The organism is Kitasatospora purpeofusca (assembly GCF_034043715.1).
In the GTDB taxonomy this organism is placed as follows: domain Bacteria; phylum Actinomycetota; class Actinomycetes; order Streptomycetales; family Streptomycetaceae; genus Kitasatospora; species Kitasatospora purpeofusca_A.
The window spans coordinates 67687-93254 of sequence record NZ_JAXCLC010000009.1 but is presented as its reverse complement, the minus strand read 5'-3'; the positions used below and the strand labels follow the sequence as shown (position 1 = coordinate 93254).

Sequence of the window (25568 nt, the reverse complement as noted above, 5' to 3'; positions counted from 1 at the left end):
GCCTCCGCGACGGGACGCCACCACCCCGGCGGTCAGCGGCCGGCCTTGACGGTCCGGCACTCGTCGAGGAAGTCCACGATCGGGCCGAACACGTCCAGCGCGGCGTTGCGGCCGATGAAGGTGTCCAGGTGGCCGTAGCCCGGCACCTCCACGTAGCGGACGTCCAGCTGGGGGTACCGGGCGGTCAGGATCTCGTGGCAGATCTTGTTGGAGTCGAACCAGAACCGGTTGTCGCTGCCGGACAGCAGCATCAGCGGCGCCTCGATCTTCCCCGCGTTGTCCAGCGCGTTCTTCGGCAGCGCGTCGTAGCGGCCGTCGTTGTCGTTGAACCGCAGCATGGTGTGGGCGAGTTCGACGCTGCGCAGGTGCGGCAGGATCCACATCGGCACGGTGCCGTAGAGGTCGGCGAGCCGGTCGTGGGTCCGGGTGTCGAGGTTGTCGTGCTCGAACAGCGAACCGCCGACGCCCCAGGAGTCGTTGTGCAGGATCTGGCAGGTCGGGTCCTTGCACTCGGCGCCGATCGAGACCTCCGCGAAGATCAGCGAGTGCTTCGACCAGAGCCCGACCTTCTTGAAGTCGGTCGGGATGTTGACGAGCCGCGAGCGCAGCAGCTCGCCGCCGAAGTGCAGCCGGGCCCGGGTCTTCCAGGACAGCTTGGGCGTCAGGAAGACGCCCTGCGCGACGATCCCGTCCAGCCCCGTGACCAGGCCGGCCGCCAGGCTCATCGACAGGCAGAGCGCGCCGATGCAGTGGGCGACGCAGAGCAGTTGGCGCCCGCCGATGCGCTCCCGGATCAGCGCCACGGCCTCCGGGATGTCGTACAGGGCCACGTCGTCGAAGCTGTACCGGACCCGGCCCTCGTTGTACGGCAGGCGGCAGCTGCCGCGCCAGTCCAGCAGCCAGGGCTCGTAGCCGGCGTCCAGCAGCACGTCGACCAGGTTGCGGGTCTCCGGCAGGGTGAACATGTCGGCCGAGGCGGTGAGGCCGTGCAGCACGAGGACGGCCGGACGCTCGCCGGCGCCGCCGTCGGGCACGACCCGGGTCAGGCCGAGCCGGGTGCCGTCGGACGCGGTGAAGGGGATGTCCTCGACCCGCTCGCCGAGGCGGTGGTGAAGGGGCCTCAGGGTCATCGGTTCTGCTCCCTCTGGATCATCAGCTTCCTGATCTTGCGTGCCAGTTTGTCCTTGTCCCGGTCGATCGCGTCCCGGCGCAGGTCCAGCAGTTCGGCGGCGGCCCGCAGCGACGGTTCGGCCAGGCCGGCGCCCATCTGCAGGAAGAACCACGACAGCCACGCCAGCTTGGCGAGCCGCTGCTCCTGCGAGGACAGCCGCGGGTCGACCTGGATCCCGTCGATCTGGTCCGGCAGGAAGCTGCTGCCCGGCACCGTCACCACACCGGCCAGGACGGCCGGTTCGCCCTCGCGGCCGATCGCGATGTCCAGCGTGCGGGTCTGCTTCCAGAAGTCGCGCCGGGCGCGGGCCGTCTTGAAGCCCTCCAGCCACCAGCGGTTGCCGTCCCGGTCCTCCAGGGTCAGCCGGTAGCGCAGCAGCGGATGGTCGTTGCTGTGCAGGCGCGGGACGCCCTCGTCGGGGCGGACCTGGATCTCGCCCTCCACCACGGTCAGCGGCTCGGGGTGGATCCGCTCGCACACCACCTGGCCGCGGACGTCGATCCGGCGGTGCCTGACCACCTGGTACATGCTCGCGATGGACAGCGTGAACGCCAGCCGGCAGCTGGTGTCGCGGTCCTCGCCGACCGGGCCGACCTGGCCCTTCATCCGCTCGCGGAAGGACAGGTAGGGCGGGTCCTCACGGCTGGGGAGCCGGGCCACGCCGTTCTCCGCCATCCGCTCGAACGCCTTCAACTGGGCTTCCGAACCGTAGCGTTCGGCCTGCGGCAGGCGGTGCCGGGCGACGAACGCCTCGGTGCGCTCGGAACCGGCCTCCGGGCCGAACATCAGCGCCTCGAACAGCTTGACGGCGGTCGGGCTGCTCAGGATGCGGACCAGGAAGTCGAGTTCGGGGACGGGGTCGGCCTCCTGCCGGCGCAGCAGGTCGTCCCGCCAGTCCTTCCAGCCGGCGATCCGGACGTTCATCCCGGCCAGCTTCATGTCCTTGACCAGCTCCGGCAGCGTCTCCGCCCGGCCGGTCAGGTTGTAGTTCTGGCCCCAGGCCTTCGGGTCGAAGACGATCGCGGCCGTGGTCCGGCTGATCCAGTCCACCGGGGCCAGGTTGAGGAACTTGAACGCCGGCACCGTCCGGAACCGGGAGATCGCGCCGATCAGGCCGGTGCTGAGGTCGGCCGGGTTGTAGACGCCGGTGCGGGTGTGGCCGCCGATGGCGCCCGGCCGCAGGAAGGTCACGGTCAGGCCGTGCTCCCGGGCCCGCCGCAGCACGGCCTCGGCCGCCCACTTCGACTTGTCGTAGCCCGCGAACAGCCGGTCGATGTGCGCGACCGGGTCGTCCTCGCCCATCTTCTCGATGCCGACCTCGTTGAACACCGCGACCGAGGAGATGTGGTGCAGCGGCTTGGGACTTCCGGTCATCGCCAGCTCCGCCAGCTGCAGCGGGCCGAGCACGTTGGTCTGCCGCAGCGAGGGGTAGCCGCGCAGGAAGTCGACGGCGGCGGCGACGTTGACGATCGAGTCGACGTCCCGGGCCAGCTCCGCCCAGCGCTCCTCCGACAGGCCCAGCCGCGGCTGCCGGATGTCGGCCGCGAGGACGGTCACCCGGCGGCGCACCTCGAAGGACCACGGCTGGTGGTAGCCGGCCAGGGCCTCGGCGAGCCGCTGTTCGGCGGCGGCGTCGTCGGCCGCGCGCACCAGGCAGACCACGTGGGCGTCGCCCGCGCGCAGCAGGTCCAGCAGCAGGTGGCTGCCGAGGAAGCCGGTGGCGCCGGTGAGCAGGATGCGGCGCGGCTCGGCCGGCTCGGCCTGGCGGCTGAACGGCAGCCGGTCGGCCAGCGCGAGGTCGGCGAGGATCGTCGCGATGTCCTCGTGCGCCTGGGGGGCGGGCGCGCGGTGGTCGTCGGCCGGCAGCAGGCCGGGCCGGAGCGCCAGGGCGGTCCCGGTCGCCGCCGGGGCGGCGGCCTCGGCCGCGGTGACCGGCAGGCCGGCCGCCTCGGCCCAGCGCTGCGCCAGCCGGCGCGGCCGGGCGTCCGCGAACAGGTCGTCCAGGCTGACCCGGACGTCCAGCTCCCGGGCCATCAGGGCGACCAGCTCGACCGCGTCCACCGAGGAGAGGCCGGCGTCGAACAGGTCGGTCTCCACCCCGGCCGCCGTGCCCGGCAGGAAGCGGGCGGCCTGCGCGGCGATGTCCGTCGCGACCTGGTCGACACCGCGTGCCCCCGCCGCCGCCGCCGCGCCGGCCGCCGCCGGGGCGGCATTGGCGGGAGCGGTGGTGGCGGGCGCGGCCGGCTTCCGGAGCCGGGCCAGCAGGTCGGACGCCTGGGCCCGGCCGGGCCGTCGCCGCTCGATCACCTCTTCCTCGGGACGGCGGTTGACACTGGGGTTGCGGCTGGTACCGCTTCCCGCCTCAGGCATTGCTGACCTCCGCTGCGATATCGGTTCCGAGGTCCCAGGAGCGGAACGCCCGGAGTTGGTTCAACGCCACCACCGTCTCCAGTCGCGGTGCCTCGACCTCGCCGCCACCGAGGCGGGAGACCAGGCGCCGGGCCGGGATGTTGCGGGGCGTGTGGTCGGCGACGAGCCGCACGGCGTCCAGCCCGAGGGCCTCCGCCCGGTCGGCGAGCCACTGCAGCAGCCGGTCCTCGACCCCGCGGCCGAGCACCCGGCAGCTCATCATCCAGGCCACCAGCTCGAGCGCGTCCCCGTCCGGGCGGACCGCCAGGACACCGATCTGCCCGTACTCGCCGAAGCGGTCGCGGGCGGTCGCCGTCCAGACCTCGCCGCCGTCCTGCCGCAGCCGGTCCAGCCCGGCCGCGTCCAGCGGCTGCGGCCGCAGGTTGAACTGGTTGGTGCGGCGGCTGAGTTGGACGGTCCGCTCGGCACTCTCGGCGGACACCGGCACGATGTCGAGTTCCAGCTTCAGGTTCTCCAGGAACTCGGCGAAGCCCAACTGGGCGCGCGCCTCGTCGCGCACCTGCTCCTGCTGGTAGAACGCGGCCCGGGCGGCGTCCTCGGCCGTCGCCGCGATCGGCGTCACCGGCCACAACCGGTGCACGAAGTCGGCGAGTCCGGCCGCGGGCGGGCAGGTGAGGCAGAGCACCTCGGGCAGCTGGGCGCGCACCCCGGCGATCTCCACCGGGTTGTCGTCGAGGAACAGGAAGCTGTCCAGGCCCAGCCGCAGCTCCTCCGCGATCCGCGCGATCCGCGTCCACTTCGGCTCCCAGGCCGCCGAGATCGCGGCGAAGTGCTCGCGGCGCAGCAGGCTGTCCGGCCGGTCGAGGACGGCGTGCACCGTCGCCTCGTCGTTGTTGGAGACCAGGGCGAGCAGCACCCCGGCGGCCCGCCACTGGAGCAGCCGCCGGGCCAGCAGCTCGCGGGCCCCCGTCAGGTCGACGTTCTCCGGCCCGGCCTCGCCGGCGATGCCGCTCCACAGCGTCTCGTCGCCGTCGACCACGATCACCTTCGGCGCCCGGCGGCGCACCGTCCCGACCAGGTCGGCCAGTTGGAGCGCCACCACCGCCTGGAACTCCTCCTGGAACGGCAGATGGGCGAGCTGGTCGGTGTGGGCGTCGAAGACCTCGTCCGGCGGGAAGTCCTCCAGCCACAGGTCCGAGGCCAGCACGGCGACGCCCGGCCGGTCGGCCAGCCGCTCCGCGACCTGCCGCTCCCACCCGCGCAGCCGCTCGTCCGGCGACCGCTCCGGGAGGAAGGCCACCACCAGCGGCTTGCGGGTCCGCTCGGCGAGGGCGGCCAGCGCGGCCGGGTACTCCTCGGCCAGCTGGTCGAGCAACCGCTCGTCGCCCGGGGCGAAGCGGACCAGGTCGCCCGGGCGCAGCAGCACCAGGCCGGCCACCGTGGCCGGCTCGGCGAGCACGCTGCCCGGGTCGTGCAGGCTCGCCAGCACCTGGTGGTAGGGCGCCTCGGCGACCGGGAGGGCGCCGCCCTCGGCGGCGCCGTCCTCCAGCGCGACCGCCAGCATCGCCGGGAGGTTGCCGAGGGCGAAGGTCGCGGCGACGGCGACCTGTCCGGCCGGTACGGGTTCGGGGCTCACGTCGGTGCTCTCCGGTATCGCGACGAGGGTGTCGGGGGATTCGGTGATGTCGGCGGCGAGGGCGAGCAGGCCCCGGCCGAGGTCGGCACAGCTCGCGTCGTCGAGGACGTCGGCGTTGTACTCGAGGCCGACCTTCCCCAGCCCCGGCATCACGGTGACCATCAGGTCCAGGTCGGAGTAGCCGGTGCCGGCCGGCAGGATCCGCAGGCCCCCCGACGCGCCGGCCTGGGGCGGCATGTAGTTGAAGTAGACCTCGACCAGGGGCGCGTCCTTGCGGTACAGCCCCTCCTCGACCAGGGCCGACATCACGTCGAAGAAGGTGACGCCCTGCTCCAGCACCCGGGTCAGCCGGCCGTCGGTGCGCCGCAGCACCTCGGCGGCGGACTCACCGGCCCCGACCTCGGCCGCGTACGGGATCGGCAGGCCGAAGTAGCCGACCGCGTCGAGGGCGCCCACGTGCAGCCGGGTGTCCACCGGGACGGCCAGCACGAAGCGGTCGCGCTCCCGCAGCCGGGCGAGGTGCACGGTCAGCGTGCCGAGCCAGAACGCGGCGGGCGTGATGCCGAGTCCGGTCGCCGCGGCGGCCACCCGCTCCTGGAGTTCGGCCGGCAGCTCCACCAGGTGGGTGGCGGACCGGTAGGAGCGCCGCGCCGGGCGGGGGTGGGCCAGTTCGAGGTCCAGCCGCCGCGCGCCGGTGAAGTCGGCGCGCCAGTCGGCCGAGGGGCCGCGGTCCCCGGCCGGGCGCGCCGCCTGGGCGCGCAGCAGCAGGTCGATGTCCCGGTTGGAGACGACGGCGGGCGCGCGGTCCGGGCCGGTGCCCTGGCTGGTGTCCTGGCCGCTGTCCGGGCCGCTGTCCCGGTCCGTGCCGAGGCCCGCGTCCAGCTCGTGCGCCACCAGCATCAGTGACGCCAGGTCGGAGACGGCGTGGTGTGCGCCGAAGACCAGCACCTGCTCCCCGGAGGGCCGGGCGAGCAGTTCGAACCGCCACAGCGAGGCCGTCGCGAGGTCGAACGGCGGCTCCATCAGCTCGCGCAGCCGGTCGTCCACGCTGGTGTCCTCGTCCACCGCCGACCAGCGCAGCAGCCCGTCGGGGACGCCGCGCCGGACCTCCAGCTGCTGCCCGGCCTCGGCGTCCGGCACGATCGCCGTCCGCAGCGCGGCGTGCCGTCCGGCCAGGGCGGCGACCGCTCCGGCCAGCCGTTCCGGCGTGGTCGGAGCGGACAGTCGCACGGCCAGCCCGATGTGGTGGGTGACGCCCGGGGTGCCCTGCTGCTCGGCCCGGAGCAGCCGGACCACGTCCCGGGTGGCCGGGTGGCGGACGAGTTCCGGCGCCTCCCGGTCCTCCGCGGGCGCCTCGGCGCCGGTCGGCCCGGCCTCGCCGGCCCCGGCCATCAGCCGGTCGGCGATGCTCTCCACGCTGGCGCCGCTGAACATCGAGGCGACCGGCAGCGTCTGCCCGAAGTCCGCCTCGATGAGGCCGCGGATCTGCATGGCCATCACCGAGTCCAGGCCCTGGCCGACCAGCGGCGCGGCGACGTCCAGCTCCGCCGTGTCGAAGCCCATGGTGCGGGCGAACCGGTAGCGCAGCCGGTCCACCGCCGCCTCCCGGGAGTCGAGCGCCGGACGCCCGGCGGACCCGGCGGACCGCCCGGCCCTGGCCACCCCGGCCCGCCGGCGCGGCGGGAAGAGCCCGGCCAGCAGCGGCGGCAGCAGGCCCGGCTCGGTCGCGCGCAGCACCGGCTCGTTCAGGGCCACCGCGAGCAGCAGCCCGTCACCCGGATCGCCGGTCAGTGCGGCGTCCAGCAGACCGAGGCCCTGCGCGGTGCCGAGCGCGGTGATCCCGCCGCGGTTGATCCGCTCCAGATCCGCCCGGTCGAGGTGCCCGGTCATCCCGGTGGCCTCGGCCCACAGGCCCCAGGCCACCGACAGACCGGGCCGGCCGGTGCGACGGCGCTGCTGCATCAGGGCGTCGAGGAAGGCGTTCGCCGCCGCGTAGCCGCCCTGCCCGGCGCCGCCCAGCACGCCCGCGACCGAGGAGAAGGCCACGAACGCGGCGAGGTCGGCCCCGGCGGTGAGTTCGTGCAGGTGCCAGACCGCGTCGATCTTCGGCCGCAGCACCGCGTCCAGGTCGTCCGCGCCGATCGAACCGAGCAGTCCGTCGCGCAGCACGCCCGAGGAGTGCACGACGGCGGTCAGCGGGAACTCCTCCGGGACCTCCCGCAGGACCGCCGCCAACTGCTCCCGGTCGGCCACGTCGCAGGCCCGCACGGTGACCCGCGCCCCGGCGGCCGTGAGCTCCGCCCGCAGCTTCTCGGCACCCTCGGCGCCGGGGCCGCGCCGGGAGAGCAGCAGCAGGTGGTGGGCGCCCAGCGCGGCGGCGTGCCGGGCCACCTGCGCGCCCAGACCGCTCGTCCCGCCGGTGATCAGCACGGTGCCGGTGCCCAGGGCCGCGGCCGGGTCGCCGACCGGCTCGGCCGGGCCGCGCCGAAGCTCCGGCGCGTACACCCGCCCGCCCCGCAGGGCGAGTTCGGGCCGGCCCGAGCGCACGGCCGCGCGCACCGCCGCCTCGTCGACCGGTTCCGCGCCGTCCGTGTCGACGTCGACCAGGACGATCCGGCCCGGGTTCTCCGCCCGGGCCGCCCGGGCGAGGCCCCACACCGGAGCGTGGTCCAGGTGGACGGCGGCGCCGTCCGGCTCCGCGCCGGTGGGCACGGCGCGGCGGGTCACCAGGACCAGGCGGGCCCCGGCCGGCCGGTCCTCGGCCAGCCACCGGCGCAGCTGCTCCAAAGTCAGCTCCAGCACCGCCCGGGCCCGGGCGGGCCCGTCGGCCTCCGCCGGGCCGTCGCCGACCAGCAGGAGCGTCGGCTCCTCGTCGGTGCCGGTGCCGGTGCCGGTGGTGGCGGCGGTGGTGGCGGTGGTGTTGGTGTCGTGGGAGTCGGGCACGGTGTCCAGCGGGGACCAGGCGACGGACAGCAGCGCCGTGCTGCCGCCCTGCCCGGTGGCGAGCTCACCCGCCGCCACCCGGCGGACCAGCAGCGAGTCGATCCGCACGAGCGGCGCCCCGGAGCGGTCGGCCAGCTCCACGGTGAAGGTGTCCGGACCGGCGGGCGTGATCCGCACCCGCGCCTCGCTCGCCCCCCGCCCGTACAGGGCGACCGACCCGAAGGAGAACGGCAGCGGCGCCGGACCGTCCGCCGTGTCCACCGCGGCGGCCTGGAGGGCCGCGTCCAGCAGGGCGGGGTGCACGCCGAACGCGGCGGCCTCCTCCGCCTGCCGGCCCGGCAGGGTGACCTGCGCCAGGATCGCGTCCCCGGACCGCCAGACGTCCGACAGACCCTGGAAGGCCGGGCCGTACTCCAGGCCGAGGGCTGCCATCGCGTCGTGGTGGGCGTCCACGTCCAGTCGCTGCGCCCCGGCGGGCGGCCACGCGGCCCCGGCCTCCCCGGTGGGGACGGCCTCCCCGGCGGCCTCGGCCTCCTCGCCGGTCAGGACGGCGCTCGCGTGGTGGGTCCACTCCGGCACACCGTCGGAGCGGCGCGGCCGGGCGTAGACGTCGACCGGCCGCACACCGCGCCCGTCCGCCCCGCCCACCTGCACCTGGAGGTCCACCTCGCCGTGCTCGGGGAGCGGCAGCGGCGCGTGCAGGGTCAGTTCGCGCACGCCCCGCAGGCCGATCTCCTCACCCGCCCTGAGCACGAGTTCGACGAACGCGGTGCCCGGCAGGATGACCGTGCCGAAGACACCGTGGTCCGCCAGCCAGGGCTGGCCGGTCCGGGAGATCCGCCCGGTCAGGACGAGATCGTCGCCGCCGGCCAGCGGCAGCGCGGCGCCGAGCAGCGGATGCCGCACCGGGCCCAGCCCGGCCGTGCCGACGTCGGTGGCCGTCGCGGCGGCGGGCTGCCAGAACCGGCGATGCTGGAAGGCGTAGGTGGGGAGGTCGGTGAGGCGGCCCGCACCGATCCAGGGTGTCCAGTCGACCTCCACGCCGACGGCGAACACCTCCGCCGCGTTCCGCAGCAGCTGCGCAGGCTCGTGGTCCTGGCGGCGCAGCGTGCCGACGGCCGTCACCCCGGCGGTCCGGTGGTGGCCGGCGTTCTGGGCCACCGCACCGAGCAGGACGGGGTGGGGGCTGGTTTCGATGAAGACGCGGTGGCCGGTGGTGAGGAGGGTGGTGAGGGCGGCGTCGAAGCGGACCGTTTGGCGCAGGTTGGTGAACCAGTAGCCGGCGTCCATGGTGGCGGTGTCGATGGCTTCGCCGGTGACGGTGGAGATGAGGGGGGTGTGGCCGGTGCGCGGTGTCACAGGGGCCAGCAGGTCGAGGAGTTCCTCGCGCAGGTCTTCGACCTGGGGGGAGTGGGAGGCGTAGTCGACGGCGATCCGGCGGGCTTGGATGCCGTCGGTTTCGCAGCGTGCGGCGAGGGTGTCGAGTTCTTCGGGGGTGCCGGAGACGACGACTTGTTCGGGGCCGTTGACGACGGCGATCTGGAGTCCGGCTGTGAGGTGCGGGGTGATGCGTTCCTGCGGAGCCAGGACGGAGAGCATGCCGCCGTGGCCGGAGAGGCGGGTGATGGCGCGGCTGCGGAGGGCGACGATGCGTGCGGCGTCGTCGAGGGTGAGGGCGCCGGCGACGTGGGCGGCGGCGATCTCGCCCTGGGAGTGGCCGACGACGGCGGCGGGCTTCACGCCGAGTGAGCGCCAGAGTTCGGCGAGGGAGACCATGACGGCGAAGAGCACGGGCTGGACGATGTCGACCCGGTCGAGGGCTGCCTGGTCGTCGTCGCGGAGGACGTCGAGGAGCGACCAGCCGTCGGTGAATGGTTCCAGCGCGGTGGCGCAGTCGGTCATCTTCTCGGCGAACACCGAGGAGAAGTCGAGGAGTTCGCGGGCCATGCCGATCCACTGCGAACCCTGGCCCGGGAACACGAACACCGTCCCGGTCGGGGCGGTCCGGCCGGTGACGACTCCGGCGGAGTCGCCGGTGGCGACGAACTCCTGCAGCCGCTCGGCGAGTTCGGCGGAACCGCGGCCGATCACGACGGCCCGGTGGTCGAACAGGGCGCGGCCGGCGGTCAGGGTGAACGCGACGTCGCGCGCGTCGGGTCCGGTCCCGTCGGTGATCCGCTCCAGCAGATGCGCGGCCTGCTCGGTCAGCGCGGCCCCGGTCCGGGCGGACAGCACCCACGGCAGTGCGCCGCCGCCCGCCGAACCCTCCGGCTCCCCGACGGGCGCGGTGGCCGGCTCGGGCGCGGCCTCCAGGATGACGTGCGCGTTGGTGCCGCTGTAGCCGAAGGAGGACACGGCGGCGCGGCGCGGCCGGTCCAGCTCGGGCCACGGCCGGTTCTCCTCCAGGAGCCTGACCTCGCCGGCGGTCCAGTCGACGAACCGGGTCGGCTCGTCCACGTGCAGGGTGCGGGGCATCACGCCGTGGCGCATCGCCTGGACCATCTTGATGATGCCCGCGACGCCGGCGGCGGCCTGGGTGTGGCCCAGGTTGGACTTCAACGAGCCGAGCCAGAGCGGGTGTTCGGCATCGCCCCGCTGGCCGTAGGTGGCCAGCAGGGCCTGCGCCTCGATCGGGTCGCCCAGCGTGGTGCCCGTGCCGTGGCCCTCGACGAGGTCGACGTCGGCCGCGGTCAGCCGCGCACCGGCCAGCGCGTCCTGGATCACCCGCTGCTGGGCGGGGCCGTTCGGCGCGGTCTGGCCGTTGGAGGCGCCGTCCTGGTTGACCGCCGAACCGCGCACCACCGCGAGCACCCGGTGCCCCAGCCGCTCGGCGTCGGCGAGGCGCTCCAGCACCAGCACGCCGACGCCCTCGCCCCAGCCGGTACCGTCCGCGGCCGTCGCGTAGGACTTGCAGCGGCCGTCGGCGGCGAGCCCGCGCTGACGGGAGAACTCGACGAAGACGCCCGCGGTCGACAGCACCGTCACCCCGCCCGCCAGCGCCAGCGAGCACTCGCCGTCGCGCAGCGACTGCACCGCCTGGTGCAGGGCGACCAGTGAGGAGGAGCACGCCGTGTCCACCGTGACGGCCGGACCCTGGAGCCCCAGGTGGTAGGAGACCCGCCCGGACACCAGGCTGCCGACGCTGCCGCCGCCGGTGTCGTAGTCGTGGTGGAACGACCCGGCGAAGACACCGGTCCGGGTGCCCTTGAGGGTCTGCGGGTTGATCCCGGCACTCTCCAGCGCCTGCCAGGACGCCTCCAGCATCAGCCGCTGCTGCGGATCGATGCCGTGCGCCTCGCGCGGGGTGATCCCGAAGAACGCCGGGTCGAAGTCGGCGGCGTCGTGCAGGAATCCACCGGAACGGGTGTAGGTCCGCCCGCTCTTCCCCGGCTCCGGGTCGTACAGGGCGTCGACGTCCCAGCCGCGGTCGGCCGGGAACTCGCCGATCACGTCCTCGCCCTTGACCACGATGTCCCACAGGTGGTCGGGGGAGGACACGCCGCCGGGCAGCCGGCAGCTCATGCCGACGATCGCCACCGGCTCGTGCCGCCGGTTCTCGGCCGCCTGCAACCGGCCCCGAGTGGCGTGCAGCTCCTCGGAGACCGCCTTGAGGTACTTCAGCAGTTCTTCTTCGGTGGGCATGGGCTCACTCTCAGCTCAGGTCGGTGGGGGCTTCGTCGCCGGACACGGAGATGCCGAGGCTGTTGGTGACGAAGTCGAGGACTTCGGCGGCGCTGGCCGAGGCGAGGCCGGCCGGAGCCTCGGCCGCCGTCTCGGACGGGCCGCCGCTCCACGGCTCCGACAGGTCGCGCAGGGTCTCGGCCAGGGTGGTGCGCTGGGCGCCGGTGAGGTCCAGCGCGGCGAGGTGCGTGCGGATCCTGGCCAGGTCGGCCAGCACCCCTTCGTAGTCCGGCTCTCCGGCGTCCGCGGCCTCGGCGGGCGCCGGGGCGAGGCGGTCGAGCAGATGGTCCGCCAGCTCGCGCGGGCTGGGGTGGTCGAACACGGCCGTCACGCCCAGCTTGAGGCCGGTCCGGTCGTTGATCCGGTTGCGCAGCTCGACGGCGGTCAGCGAGTCGAAGCCGAGATCGCGGAAGGCTCCCTCGGCGGAGACGCCGTGGGCGTTCCCGTAGCCGAGGACGTGTGCCACGTCCGCCAGCACCAGACCGAGCACCAGCTCGCGCCGCTGCTCGGGCGACAGCCCGCCCAGCCGGTCGGCGAGGGACTCCTCGGCGACGGCGGTGGCTCCCGCCGCGGCCGCCCGGCGACGGGGCGCCGGCACCAGGTCCCGCAGCAGCGGTGGCGCGCTGTCCGCGTCCAGCGCCGCCGGGTCGACGGCGACCGGGACGACCACCGGCCGCGTGCCGAGCAGGGCCCGGTCGAACGCCGCCAGTCCTTCCTCGGTCGAGGTCGGCCGCAGGCCCGTCCGGGCGATCCGGCCCAGGTCGGCCGCCGCCAGGCCCGCCGTCATCCCGCTCGCCTGGGCCCAGAGGCCCCAGGCGAGGGAGGTGGTGGGGAGTCCGTCGGCGTGTCGTCGGGTGGCGAAGGCGTCGAGGTAGGCGTTGGCGGCGGCGTAGTTGGCCTGTCCCGCGGAGCCGAGGACGCCGGCGGCGGAGGAGAAGAGGACGAAGGCGGCGAGGTCGGTCCCGGCGGTCAGGTCGTGCAGGTGGTGGACGGCGTCGGCCTTGGGGCGCAGGACGGTGTCGAGGCGTTCGGGGGTGAGGGCCTGGAGGACGCCGTCGTCGAGGACGCCGGCGGTGTGGATGACGGCGGTGAGTGGGTGTTCGGTGGGGATGTCGGCGAGGGCGGCGGCGAGTTGGTCGCGGTCGGCGACGTCGCAGGCTCGCACGGTGACCTGCGCTCCGGTGTCCAGGAGTTCCTGGGGGGCGGCGGTGCCGCTGCGACTGAGCAGCAGCAGGTGGCGGACGCCGTGCCCGGTGACCAGGTGGCGGGCGACCAACTGCCCCAGAGTGCCGTTCGCGCCGGTGACGAGGACAGTGCCCTCGGGGTCGAGCGCGCGCGGCGTCACCGGGACGGCCCGGGCGTCGGGCGCGTCCGGGTCCGGTGCCGACGGGGCGGAACGGGTCAGCCGGGGCACCAGCAGCTGCCCGTCGCGGACGGCCACCTGGGGCTCGCCCGAGCCGACGGCCGGCGCGAACGCCTCCTCCGACCAGGTGTCCACGTCGATCAGCAGGATCCGGCCGGGGTTCTCGGCCTGGGCCGAGCGCAGCAGGCCCCAGACGGCGGCGGTGACCGGGTCGGGCCGCTCCGCCATCGTGCCCTGGGTGACCACGGCGAGCCGGCCGTCCACCGACCCGGACGCGGTCAGGAACTTCTGTGTCAGCGCCAGGACTTCGGTCAGCCTGGCCCGCAGGTCGCCACCGGGGGCGACCAGGGCGACGGTGACGTCGGCCGGAGCGGAACCCGGCCGGCCGGCCGGGGCGGCCCGCCAGTGCAGGTGCAGCCCGCCGTCCCGGTCCGGTGCGGCCCCGGACATCCGGCGCAGCGTCAGGGCGTCCACGGTGATCACCGGTCGGCCGGTGGTGTCGACGGCGGTGAGCGCCACGGTGTCCTCACCGGCGGCGGCGAGCCGCACCCGGACCGCCGTCGCCCCGGACGCGTCCAGCGAGACCCCGGCCCAGGAGAACGGCAGCAGCGGCCGGCCGGCGCCGGGGGCGCCCGCACCGTTCGCGCCGCCCGCGCTGTTCACGCCCGTGCCGTTCACGCCCGTGCCGTTCACGCCCGTGCCGTTCACGCCCGCGCTGCTCACGCCCGCGCCGGTCTCCGTCCCGCCGAGCGACGGGACGCCGAGCGTCACGGCGTGCAGGGCCGCGTCGAGCAGGGCCGGGTGGATCCCGAACCCGTCCGCAACGGCCGGGAGTTCGACCTCCGCGTAGAGGGCGTCGGACGTCGCCCAGGCGGCCCGCAGGCCCTGGAACACCGGGCCGTAGCCGTAGCCGCGCCCCGCGAGCTCCTCGTACAGCCCGTCGACCGGGACCGGCCGGGCGTCTGCCGGTGGCCAGGGCCACGCCCCGGCCGGCTGCGCGGGCGCCGGGGACAGCACCCCGGTCGCATGCCGGACCGAGGGCTCGGTGCCCGAGGCCGGCGTGGCCGAGGAGTGCACAGTGACGGACCGGCGGCCCGCCTCGTCCGCGGTGCCGACGGCGACCTGGAGGTACACGGCGGCCTCGGCCGGCAGGACCAGCGGTGCCTCCAGCGTCAGCTCCTCCACCAGCCGGCAGCCCACCGCGTCGGCGGCGTGCAGCGCGAGGTCCAGGAAGGCCGTGCCGGGCAGCAGCACCGTCCCGTCGACCGCGTGGTCGGCGAGCCAGGGGTGCGAGCCGGGCAGCACCCGGCCGGTGAGCACGGCCTGGCCGTCCGGCAGGTGGACGGCGGCGCCGAGCAGCGGGTGCTGGACGGCGTGCAGGCCGGCGGCCCGGAGGCCGGCCGTCGAGCCGGCCGCGTCCTGCCAGTAGCGCTGTCCCGCGAAGACGTGGCCGGGCAGCTCGACCAGCCGGCCGCCGGGCACGGTCCGCTCCCACGGCACCGGCACGCCCGCCACGAACTGCCGGGCCAGCGCCTGGGCGAGCGCGAGCGGCTCCGGCCGGCCGGCGGTGAGCGCGGCCACCGCGACGAAGCCGTCCCGGCCGAGCTCCTCGTCGAGGGTGGCGTGCACCATCGGCGTCACCACGGCCTCGGGGCCGACCTCCAGGAAGGCGGTGATGCCGTGCCCGGCCAGGCAGCGCACCCCGTCGGCGAAGCGCACCGCCCCGCGGACGTGCTCCACCCAGTACTGCGGAGTGCCGAACCGCTCGGCGTCGATCAGGCCGCCGGTGACGTTCGACACCACCGGGATCAGCGGCGCCCGGAACGTCAGGCCCGCCAGCACCTCGGCGAACTCGTCGAGCATCGCGTCCATCCGGTGCGAGTGGAAGGCGTGCGACACCGACAGCCGGCGCACCCGGTGCCCGGTGGCCCGGAAGTGCTCGGCGACCGCGACCGCCGCCTCCTCGTCGCCCGAGACCACCACGGCCAGCGGCCCGTTGACGGCGGCGATCCCGACCGCGTCGGCCAGGCCGGCCCCGGCGATGTACGCCTCGGCCTCCCGCTCCCCGGCCTCGATCGCGACCATCGCCCCGCCCACCGGCAGGGACTGCATCAGCCGGCCGCGGGCGGCCACCAGGGCGCAGGCGTCGGGCAGCGTGAGCACGCCCGCCGCGTACGCCGCGGTGATCTCGCCCAGCGAGTGGCCCATGACGTAGTCGGGCGTCACCCCGCGCTCCTCCAGCAGCGCGAGCAGCGCCACCTCCAGGGCGAACAGGCCGGTCTGGGTGTACATGCTCTGGTTCAGCAGCGCCGCCACCGGGGTGCCGGCTTCGGCGAACACCACGTCGCGCAGCGGGTGTTCGGCGTGGCCGTCGAGCTGCTCGTCCACCGCCCGGCAGACGGCGTCGAACGCCTCGGCGAACACCGGGTACCGCTCGTACAGCTCCCGGCCCATCCCGGCCCGCTGCGAGCCCTGGCCGGAGAACACCACGGCCAGCCCGCCGGCGCCGGCGGCACCCGTGCGGCCGGTGACGACGGCGGGGCTCTCCTCGCCGCGGGCGAGGGCGGCCAGCGCGCCGGTCAGCTCCTCGCGCCCGGCGCCCAGGAGCACGGCCCGGTGGTCCAGCACCGCCCGGCCCACGGCCAGGGTGTGCCCGACGTCGCGCGGGTCGAGGCCGGGGCCGTCGGTCCCGTCGGTGAGCCGCTCCAGCAGGCGGGCGGCCTGCCGGCGCAGCCCGTCCTGGGTCTTCGCCGACAGTGCCCAGGCGACCGCCGGGGCCGCTTCGGGGCCCTCCTGGACCGGGGTGCCCACCGGCTCCTCGGGTGCGGCCTCCAGGATGACGTGGGCGTTGGTGCCGCTGATGCCGAAGGAGGAGACGGCGGAGCGGCGCGGGCGGTCGAGTTCGGGCCAGTCCTGCTGCTCGGTGAGCAGGCTGACGGCGCCGGACTCCCAGTCCACGTGGTGGGAGGGGGTGTCGGCGTGCAGGGTGCGGGGCATCACGCCGTGGCGCATCGCCTGGACCATCTTGATGATGCCCGCGACGCCGGCGGCGGCCTGGGTGTGGCCCAGGTTGGACTTCAACGAGCCGAGCCAGAGTGGGTGTTCGGCGTCGCGCTGCTGGCCGTAGGTGGCCAGCAGGGCCTGTGCCTCGATCGGGTCGCCCAGCGCGGTGCCGGTGCCGTGCGCCTCCACGACGTCCACGTCCGCGCCGGTCAGCCGGGCACTGGCCAGCGCGTCCTGGATCACCCGCTGCTGGGCGGGGCCGTTGGGCGCGGTGAGGCCGTTGCTGCCGCCGTCCTGGTTGACGGCGGAGCCGCGGACGACGGCCAGCACTTGGTGGCCGTTGCGGCGGGCGTCGGAGAGGCGTTCGACGACGAGCATGCCGACGCCCTCGGACCAGCCGGCGCCGTCGGCGTCGTCGGAGAAGGCCTTGCAGCGGCCGTCGGGCGACATGGCGCGCTGGCGGGAGAACTCCACGAAGGTGGTCGGCGTGGACATCACCGTCACCCCGCCCGCGACGGCCAGCGTGCACTCGCCGTTGCGCAGCGCCTGGGCGGCCAGGTGGAGGGCGACCAGCGAGGAGGAGCAGGCGGTGTCCACCGTCATCGCCGGGCCCTCCAGGCCCAGCAGGTAGGAGATCCGCCCGGACGCCACGCTCGACGAGCTGCCGAGCATCCGGAAGCCGTCCATGCCCTCGACCGGCTCGTGCAGCGGCGGCCCGTACTCCATCGCCATCAGGCCGGCGAAGACGCCGGTGCGGCTGCCGCGCAGGGTGGCGGGGTCGATGCCGGCCCGCTCCAGGGCCTCCCAGGAGGTTTCCAGCAGCAGGCGCTGCTGCGGGTCCATCGCGGTGGCCTCGCGCGGGCTGATGCCGAAGAACTCCGGCTCGAACACGGCGGCGTTCTGGAGGAAACCGCCCTTGCGCGTGTAGGTCCGGCCGACGGCGTCGGGGTCGGGGTCGTAGAGGTTGGCGAGGTCCCAGCCGCGGTCGGTGGGGAAGTCCGAGATGACGTCCGCGCCGTCCAGCGCGGCTCGCCAGAGGTCCTGGGGGGTGGTGATGTCGCCGGGGTAGCGGCAGGCCATGCCGACGATGACGATGGGGTCGTGGTCGGTGGGGGTGGTGGTGGGGGTGGTGGGTGTGTGGGTGGTGGTGCCTTGGATGTGTTGGTCGAGGTGGTGGGCGAGGGTGGTGAGGGTGGGGTAGTCGAAGACGAGGGTGGAGGGGAGGCGCAGGCCGGTGGTGTTCTGGAGGCGGGTGCGGAGTTCGAGTCCGGTGAGGGAGTCGAAGCCCATGTCGCGGAAGGGTCGGTCGGTGTCGGGGTTGTCGGTGCCGGGGGTGTTGGTGGTGGTGTGGCCGAGGACGGTGTTGATGTGGTGGTGGAGGAGGGTGATGAGGGTGGTGTGGCGTTCCTCGGGGGTGAGGGTGGCCATGTGGGTGGTCCAGGTGGCTGCCTGGGTGGTGGTGGCGGCGGTGGGTCGGGTGGGGGTGCGGACGAGGTTGCGGTAGAGGGTGGGGAGGGTGTTGTCGGTGGCTCGGGTGCGCAGGGTGGGGAGGTCGAGTCGGGCGGGGACGAGGGTGGGGTGGGTGGTGGTGAGGGCTTGGTCGAGGAGGTTGAGGCCCTGGGTGGTGGTGAGGGGTGCGAGGCCGGTGCGGGTGAGGCGGTTCAGGTCGGCGCTGTCGAGGTGGCCGGTCATGGAGCTGGCGTCGGCCCAGAGGCCCCAGGCGAGGGAGGTGGTGGGGAGTCCGTCGGCGTGTCGTCGGGTGGCGAAGGCGTCGAGGTAGGCGTTGGCGGCGGCGTAGTTGGCCTGGCCTGCGGAGCCGAGGACGCCGGCGGCGGAGGAGAAGAGGACGAACGCGGCGAGGTCGGTCCCGGCGGTGAGTTCGTGGAGGGCGTGGGCGGCGTCGGCCTTGGGGCGCAGGACGGTGTCGAGGCGTTCGGGGGTGAGGGCTTGGAGGACGCCGTCGTCGAGGACGCCGGCGGTGTGGATGACGGCGGTGAGCGGGTGTTCGGTGGGGATGGTGGCGAGGGCGGCGGCGAGTTGGTCGCGGTCGGCGACGTCGCAGGCTCGCACGGTGATGTGCGCTCCGGTGTCCAGGAGGTCCTGGGGGGCGGCGGTGCCGCTGCGGCTGAGCAGCAGCAGGTGGCGGACGCCGTGCTCGGTGACCAGGTGGCGGGCGACCAACTGCCCCAGAGTGCCGCTGGCGCCGGTGATCAGCACCGTGCCGTTCGGGTCCCGGACCGGTGGTGCGGTGGTGTCCGTGGTCGGGGTGACGACGGTGAGCCGCGGCGCCAGTACCTCGGAACCGCGCACCGCGACCTGCGGTTCGCCGGTGGCGACGGCGGTGGCGAGGGCCGACTCCGACCAGGTGTCGGCGTCGATCAGCAGGATGCGGTCGGGGTGTTCGGTCTGGGCGGAGCGGAGCAGGCCCCAGACGGCGGCGGTGACGGGGTCGGGCCGGTCGGTGATCGAGCCCTGGGTGACGACGGCGAGTCGGGCGTTGTCGTTGGCGGGGTCGCCGAGGAACTGCTGGGTGAGTTCCAGGACTTCGGTGAGGCGGTCGCGCAGCTCGCCGCCGGGCGCGACCCGGGCGACGGTGACATCGCTGGGCGCGGCGGGCTGCTGCGGAGTGGGCAGCTGCGTCCAACCGATCCGGTAGAGCGGTTCGTCGGTGGTGGTGGCGAGTTGGTCGGCGGACATTCGCTGGAGGCGGAGGTCGTCGACGGTGACGACGGGGTTGCCGGTGGTGTCGTAGGCGGTGAGGTGGGCGGCGCTGTCGCTGCGGCGGGTGAGGTGGACGCGCAGGGTGGTGGCGTCGGTGGCGTGGAGCTGGACGCCGTTCCAGGAGAACGGGACCCACAGGTCACCGGTGGGAAGCGGGTGGAGGGCGGCGTCGAGGAGGGCGGGGTGCAGGGCGAAGCCGTCGGTGTCCGTGGGCAGGACGATCTCGGCGAAGAGGTCCTGGCCCTGCTGCCAGAGCGCGGTGAGCCCCTGGAAGGCGGGCCCGTAGCCGTAGCCCAGTGCGCCGAGTCGCTCGTAGGCATCGGTGGTGTCGATGCGCTGGGCGCCGGTGGGGGGCCAGGTGCCGGTGTAGGGGGCGGGGGCGCTGGTGGGGGTGTCGGTGAGGGTGCCGACGGCGTGGCGGGTCCAGTCGTCGATGGTGCCGGTGTCGGTGCCGGTGTCGGTGGTCTGGGGGCGGGAGTGGATGGTGACGGTGCGTCGGCCGTCGGTGTCGGGGGCGGTGACGGTGAGCTGGATGACGCTGTGGGTGGTGTCGGTGAGGACGAGGGGGCGTTCGAGGGTGAGTTCGTCGAGGACGCGGTAGCCGACCTGGTCGGCGGCGTGCAGGGCGAGTTCGACGAACGCGGTGCCGGGCAGGATGACCGTCCCGAACACGGCGTGATCGGCCAGCCACGGGTGGCTCGACAGGGAGAGCCGCCCGGTCAGGACGCTGTTGCCGTCTGCGAGTTGCAGAGCCGCGCCGAGCAGCGGGTGGTCGCTCACACCCAGGCCGATGGAACCGACGTCGGTGGTCGTCGCACCGACCGGCAGCCAGTGGCGGCGGTGTTGGAAGGCGTAGGTGGGGAGGTCGGTGAGGTGGCCGGTGCGGGTCCAGGGTGTCCAGTCGATGGTGAGGCCGGCGGTGTGGGCTTCGGCGAGGCTGTGGAGGAGGCGGAGTTGGCCGCCTTCGCCGCGGCGCAGGGTGCCGATCGCGCGGACGCCTTCGGTGTCGGTGTTCTCGGCGGCCTGGGTGACGGGTCCGGTGAGGACGGGGTGGGGGCTGGTTTCGATGAAGACGCGGTGGCCGGTGGTGAGGAGGGCGGTGAGGGCGGCGTCGAAGCGGACCGTCTCGCGCAGGTTGGTGAACCAGTAGCCCGCGTCCATGGTGGCGGTGTCGATGGCCTCACCCGTCACGGTGGAGATGAGGGGGGTGTGGCCGGTGCGCGGTGTCACGGGGGCCAGCAGGTCGAGGAGTTCTTGGCGGAGGTCTTCGACCTGGGGGGAGTGGGAGGCGTAGTCGACGGCGATCCGGCGGGCCTGGATGCCGTCGGTCTCGCAGCGTGCGGCGAGGGTGTCGAGTTCCTCGGGGGTGCCGGAGACGACGACTTGTTCGGGGCCGTTGACGACGGCGATCTGCAGCCCGGCCGTGAGGTACGGGGTGATGCGTTCCTGGGGGGCGAGGACGGAGAGCATGCCGCCGCGGCCGGAGAGGCGGGTGATGGCGAGGCTGCGGAGGGCGACGATGCGTGCGGCGTCGTCGAGGGTGAGGGCGCCGGCGACGTGGGCGGCGGCGATCTCGCCCTGGGAGTGGCCGACGACGGCGGCGGGCTTCACACCGAGGGAGCGCCAGAGTTCGGCGAGGGAGACCATGACGGCGAACAGCACGGGCTGGACGACGTCGACCCGGTCGAGGGCGGCCTGGTCGTCGTCGCGGAGGACGTCGAGGAGCGACCAGCCGTCGGTGAACGGCTCCAGCGCGGCGGCGCAGTCGGTCATCTTTTCGGCGAACACCGGTGAGAAGTCGAGGAGTTCGCGGGCCATGCCGATCCACTGCGAACCCTGGCCCGGGAACACGAACACCGCACCGTTCGCCGCACCCGGTACGACCCGGCCGGCGATCGCCCCGGAGGAGGCACCGGTCGTGGCGAACTCCCTGAGTCGCTCGACGAGTTCGTCCCGACCGGCACCGACCACGACGGCCCGGTGGTCGAGCAGGGCGCGGCCGGTCGTGAGGGTGAACGCGACGTCGTGCACGTCGATTTCGGTCCCGTCGGTGACCCGCTCCAGCAGGCGCGCGGCCTGCTCGGTCAGCGCGGCCCCGGTCCGGGCGGACAGCACCCACGGCAGTGCGCCGCCGCCGGCCGAACCCTCCGGCTCCTCGCCGGACGCGGCGGCCGGCTCGGGCGCGGCCTCCAGGATGACGTGCGCGTTGGTGCCGCTGATGCCGAAGGAGGAGACGGCCGAGCGGCGCGGGCGGTCGAGTTCCGGCCAGTCCCGCTGCTCGGTGAGCAGGCTGACGGCGCCGGACTCCCAGTCGACGTGATGGGAGGGGGTGTCCGCGTGCAGGGTGCGCGGCAGCACGCCGTGCCGCATCGCCTCGATCATCTTGATGACACCGGCGACACCGGCGGCGGCCTGGGTGTGCCCGATGTTGGACTTCAACGAGCCCAGCCAGAGCGGCTGTTCGGCGTCGCCTCGCCGACCGTAGGTGGCCAGCAGGGCCTGTGCCTCGATCGGGTCGCCCAGGGTGGTGCCGGTGCCGTGCGCCTCCACGGCGTCGACGTCGGCCGCACCCAGCCGGGCGTTCGCCAGCGCGCCCCGGATCACCCGCTGCTGGGAGGGGCCGTTGGGTGCGGTGAGGCCGTTGCTGCCGCCGTCCTGGTTGACGGCGGAGCCGCGGACGACGGCCAGCACCTGGTGGCCGTTGCGGCGCGCGTCGGAGAGGCGTTCGACGACCAGCAGGCCGACGCCCTCGCCCCAGCCGGTGCCGTCGGCGTCGTCGGAGAAGGCCTTGCAGCGGCCGTCGGCGGCGAGGCCGCGCTGACGGGAGAACTCGACGAACATGCCCGGCGTGGAGAGCACCGTGACACCGCCGGCCAGCGCCAGCGAGCACTCCCCGTTGCGCAGGGCCTGAACGGCCAGGTGGAGGGCGACGAGCGAGGAGGAGCAGGCGGTGTCCACCGTCATCGCCGGGCCCTCCAGGCCCAGCAGGTAGGAGATCCGCCCGGACGCCACACTGGTGGTGGTGCCGGTGAGGCGGAAGCCCTCGGTGCCGTCCACAGGGGCGTTCAGTCGCGGGCCGTACTCCATGCCCATCGCACCGACGAAGACGCCGGTGCGGCTGCCGCGCAGTCCGTCGGGGTTGACGCCGGCCCGCTCCAGGGCCTCCCAGGCGGTCTCGACCAGCAGGCGCTGCTGCGGGTCCATGGCGGCGGCCTCGCGCGGGCTGATGCCGAAGAACTCGGCGTCGAAGTCGCCGGCCCCGGAGAGGAATCCGCCGTGGCGGGCGTAGCTGGTGCCGGGGTTGGCCGGATCCGGGTGGTAGAGGCCGGCCAGGTCCCAGCCGCGGTCGGTGGGGAACCCGGAGATGGCGTCGGTGCCCTCGAGCACCGCCTGCCAGAGCTGCTGCGGCGAGTCGATCCCCCCGGGCAGGTGGCAGGCCATGCCGACGACCACGATCGGGTCCTCGTCGGTGGCGGCGGCCGGGGCGGCGGTCCGCCGGTCGTCGTCGTCGGCGTCCAGCACGCCGACGATCCGCTCGTGCAGGTAGGCGGTGAGGGCGTTCGGGGTCGGGTAGTCGAAGAGCACACTGGCGGGCAGCCGCAGGCCGGTCGCCGAGGCGAGCCGGTTGCGCAACTGCACGGAGAGCACGGAGTCGAAGCCGAGGTCGCGGAAGGTCTCGTCGGCGGCGAGGCCGGTCCCGCCGGTGCCCTCGGCCAGATGCTCGGCGAGCCAGCGGCGCAGGAAGCCCTCGGGCTCGGTGCGGATCCGGTCGCGCAGGGCGAGGGTCGCGGAGCTGAGGTGCTGCTCGGCGGCGGGCGCGGCGGGGCGCTCGTCGAGCCAGTAGCGCTCGCGCTGGAAGGCGTAGGTCGGCAGGTCGACGGTCGGTGCCGCGCCGATGATCCCGGCCCAGTCGACGGGCACACCGGCGACCCAGACCTGGGCGAGGCCGGTGACCAGGGTCTGCGGCTCGGGGTGGTCGCGGTGCTGGAGCGCCACGGCGAGTTCGGCCTCGTCCGGCCGGACCAGCGGGGTCAGGGTGGCATCGGGGCCGAGTTCGACGAACCGGGTGACGCCCTGCTCGCGGCAGGCGTTGATCGCGTCGTGGAAGCGGACCGTCGCGCCGACGTGCCCGATCCAGTAGTCCTCGGTCATCGGGGTGCCGGTGCGGCCGGTGACGGTGGAGACGATCGGGATGCGCGGCTCGGCGACGGTCAGGCCGTCGATCCGGCGGGCGAACTCGTCGAGCATGGGCAGGGTGAGCGGCGAGTGGGCGGCGTTCTGGACCCGGAGCCGGGTGGTGCGGCGGCCGCGGGCGCGGAAGTCGTCGGCGATCCGGGCCACCGACTCCTCGGCGCCGGAGAGGACGACCGAGGTCGGCCCGTTGATGACGCCGATGGAGACGTCGGCGACGCCGTCGAGGGCGGCGAGTGCCTCCTCCTCGGTCGCCTCGACGGCGATCATGGCGCCGCCGGGCGGCAGGGCCTCCATCAGTTCGCCGCGGGCGGCGGCGAGCGCGGCGGCCTCGGGCAGCGAGAGGGCGCCGGAGACGTGGGCGGCGACGATCTCGCCGAAGGAGTGGCCGACCAGCAGGTCCGGTTCGACGCCCCAGGAGGTGACCAGACGGTAGAGGGCGACCTGGAAGGCGAACAGGGCGGGCTGCATGCAGCGCATGCCGTCCAGGGCCGGGCCGGCGTCGGCGCGCTCGCCGAACAGCACCTCGCGCAGGCCGAGGGCGGGGTCGAGGTGGGCGAGCACCTCGTCCAGGGCCGCGGCGAACACCGGGTAGGCGGCGTACAGTTCACGCCCCATGCCGACCCGGTGGGCGCCGCCGCCGGCGAACAGGAAGGCCGTCCGCCCGGCCGGTGCGGCGAGACCGCTGACGGCCTCCTCGTGGAGGCGCTCCAGGCGGGCGGTGAGGTCGGAGCGGTCCGTGCCGAGGACGACGGCGCGGTGCTCGAAGACGGAGCGGCCGGTGGCCAGCGAGCGGGCGATCGCGGCGGCGTCGGCCGTGGCCGCTCCGGCGGTGGCGCCCAGGTGGGCGAGCAGCTTGCCGGCCTGGGCCTCGAGGGCGCGGCCGGAGCGGGCGGACAGCACCCACGGCAGCGGGCCCCGCGCGGCGGTCGCGGCGTCGGGTGTGGCGGCGGGCGTGGCGCCGGGCGTGACAGCGTCGGTCGTGACGGCGGTCGTGGCGTCGGTCGTGACGGCGTCGACCGGCGCGGTACCGACGGCCGGCGCGGTGGGGTCCGGCGCGGTGGGGTCCGACGGCGCGGCGGCGTCCGCCGGGTGGCCGGAGTAGGGCCCCTCGGCCAGCACGACGTGGCAGTTGGTGCCGCCGATGCCGAACGAGCTGACACCGGCGACCAGCGGGACCTCCGGGTCCGGCCAGGCGTCGAGTTCGGTCTGCACCCGGAGGTTCAGCTCGTCGAGCGGGATCGCCGGGTTGGGGGTGCGGAAGTGCAGGCTGGCGGGCAGCCGGCGGTGGCGCAGCGCCAGTGCGGCCTTCAACAGGCCGACGATGCCGGCCGCGGCCTCCAGGTGCCCGATGTTGGTCTTGACCGAGCCGACCCGCAGCGGCCGGCGGCCGTCGGCGCCGCGGCCGATCACGGCGGACACCGCGGCGGCCTCGACCGGGTCGCCCACGGGGGTCCCGGTGCCGTGGAGTTCGACGTACTGGACGGCCTCGGTGCCGATCCCGGCATTGGCGTAGGCCTGCCGCAGGACCTGCTGCTGGCCCGCGACATCGGGGTCGCTGAGCCGCTCCCCGCCGCCGTCGTTGTTGACGGCGCTGCCCCGGATCACGCAGTAGACGGGGTCGCCGTCGGCGACGGCCCGCGCGAGCGGCTTGAGCAGGACCACGCCGCCGCCCTCGCCGCGGACGAAGCCGTCGGCGCTCTCGTCGAACACGGCGCAGCGGCCCTTGGCGGAGAGGGCGCCGAGGCCGGCGGCGGCCCGCATGCCGTCCGGCGAGAGGATCAGGTTGACGCCACCGGCGAAGGCGAGGTCGGACTCGCCGCGGCGGATGCTCTCGCAGGCGAGGTGGACGGCGACCAGGGAGGAGGCCTGGGCCGCGTCGACGGCGAGGCTGGGGCCCTGGAGGCCGAGGGTCCAGGAGACCCGGTTGGCGACGACGGCCCGGTGCCGGCCGGTGAAGTCGTGCAGTTCGCCGTGGCCGGCCCGGTCGCCGCGGGCGGCGAGGGCGGCGTAGTCGTCGGAGGAGACGCCGACGAACACGCCGGTGCGCGAGCCGCGCAGCCGGTGGTCGGGCAGCCCGGCGTCCTCCATGGCCTCCCAGACCAGTTCCAGGGCGAGGCGCTGCTGCGGGTCCATGGCCGCGGCCTCGTCGGGCTCGACGCCGAAGAAGGCGGCGTCGAAGGTGCCGACCTCGTCGAGGAAGCCGCCGGTCCAGGACGCGCCGCCGGGGCCGCGCTGCTCCGGCCAGGGCGAGAGGGCGTCGGTGCCCTCCGTCAGGAGTTGCCAGAACGCGGCCGGACCCGATGCCGAGGGGACCCGGCAGGAGGCTCCGATCACGGCGATGGCGGTGTCGTGGGTGCGGCCGATCGTCTGGTCACCGGACATGGAGGGCTTCATACCGGGAGTATCCGTTTTCGGACCGGACCGGGACTTCCGCCAGAGGAACGGCAGGAGAGCAGGGCTTCGGGGCAGGATCGGCGGCGCGAAAC

Annotated in this window: 3 protein-coding genes and 1 pseudogene; all 4 read right to left on the bottom strand. The window is 74.8% G+C overall.

The features are described 5' to 3' along the window. Positions 1-32: 32 nt before the first annotated feature. The 4 genes and pseudogenes from SM793_RS07170 to SM793_RS07155 all read right to left on the bottom strand — a co-directional run bounded on the left by SM793_RS07170 (position 33) and on the right by SM793_RS07155 (position 25476). Positions 33-1130 (bottom strand): alpha/beta hydrolase, encoded by a 1098-nt coding sequence (locus SM793_RS07170; RefSeq protein WP_320437186.1) that lies wholly within the window; start codon positions 1128-1130, stop codon positions 33-35. Further along, entirely contained in the window at positions 1127-3541 is a 2415-nt protein-coding gene (locus tag SM793_RS07165; RefSeq protein WP_320437185.1) for a thioester reductase domain-containing protein, read from the bottom strand. Before SM793_RS07165 ends, SM793_RS07170 begins: the two co-directional genes overlap by 4 nt. Continuing rightward, positions 3534-11759 (bottom strand): annotated as a pseudogene (locus SM793_RS07160) (HAD-IIIC family phosphatase); the annotation flags it as partial. The gene SM793_RS07165 and the pseudogene SM793_RS07160, both read right to left, overlap by 8 nt. Before the next feature lie 13 nt (positions 11760-11772). Further along, the gene (locus SM793_RS07155; RefSeq protein WP_320437183.1) at positions 11773-25476 is read right to left on the bottom strand and encodes a type I polyketide synthase; all 13704 of its coding nucleotides are present in this window, start codon (positions 25474-25476) and stop codon (positions 11773-11775) included. Between the last annotated feature and the right edge of the window lie 92 nt (positions 25477-25568).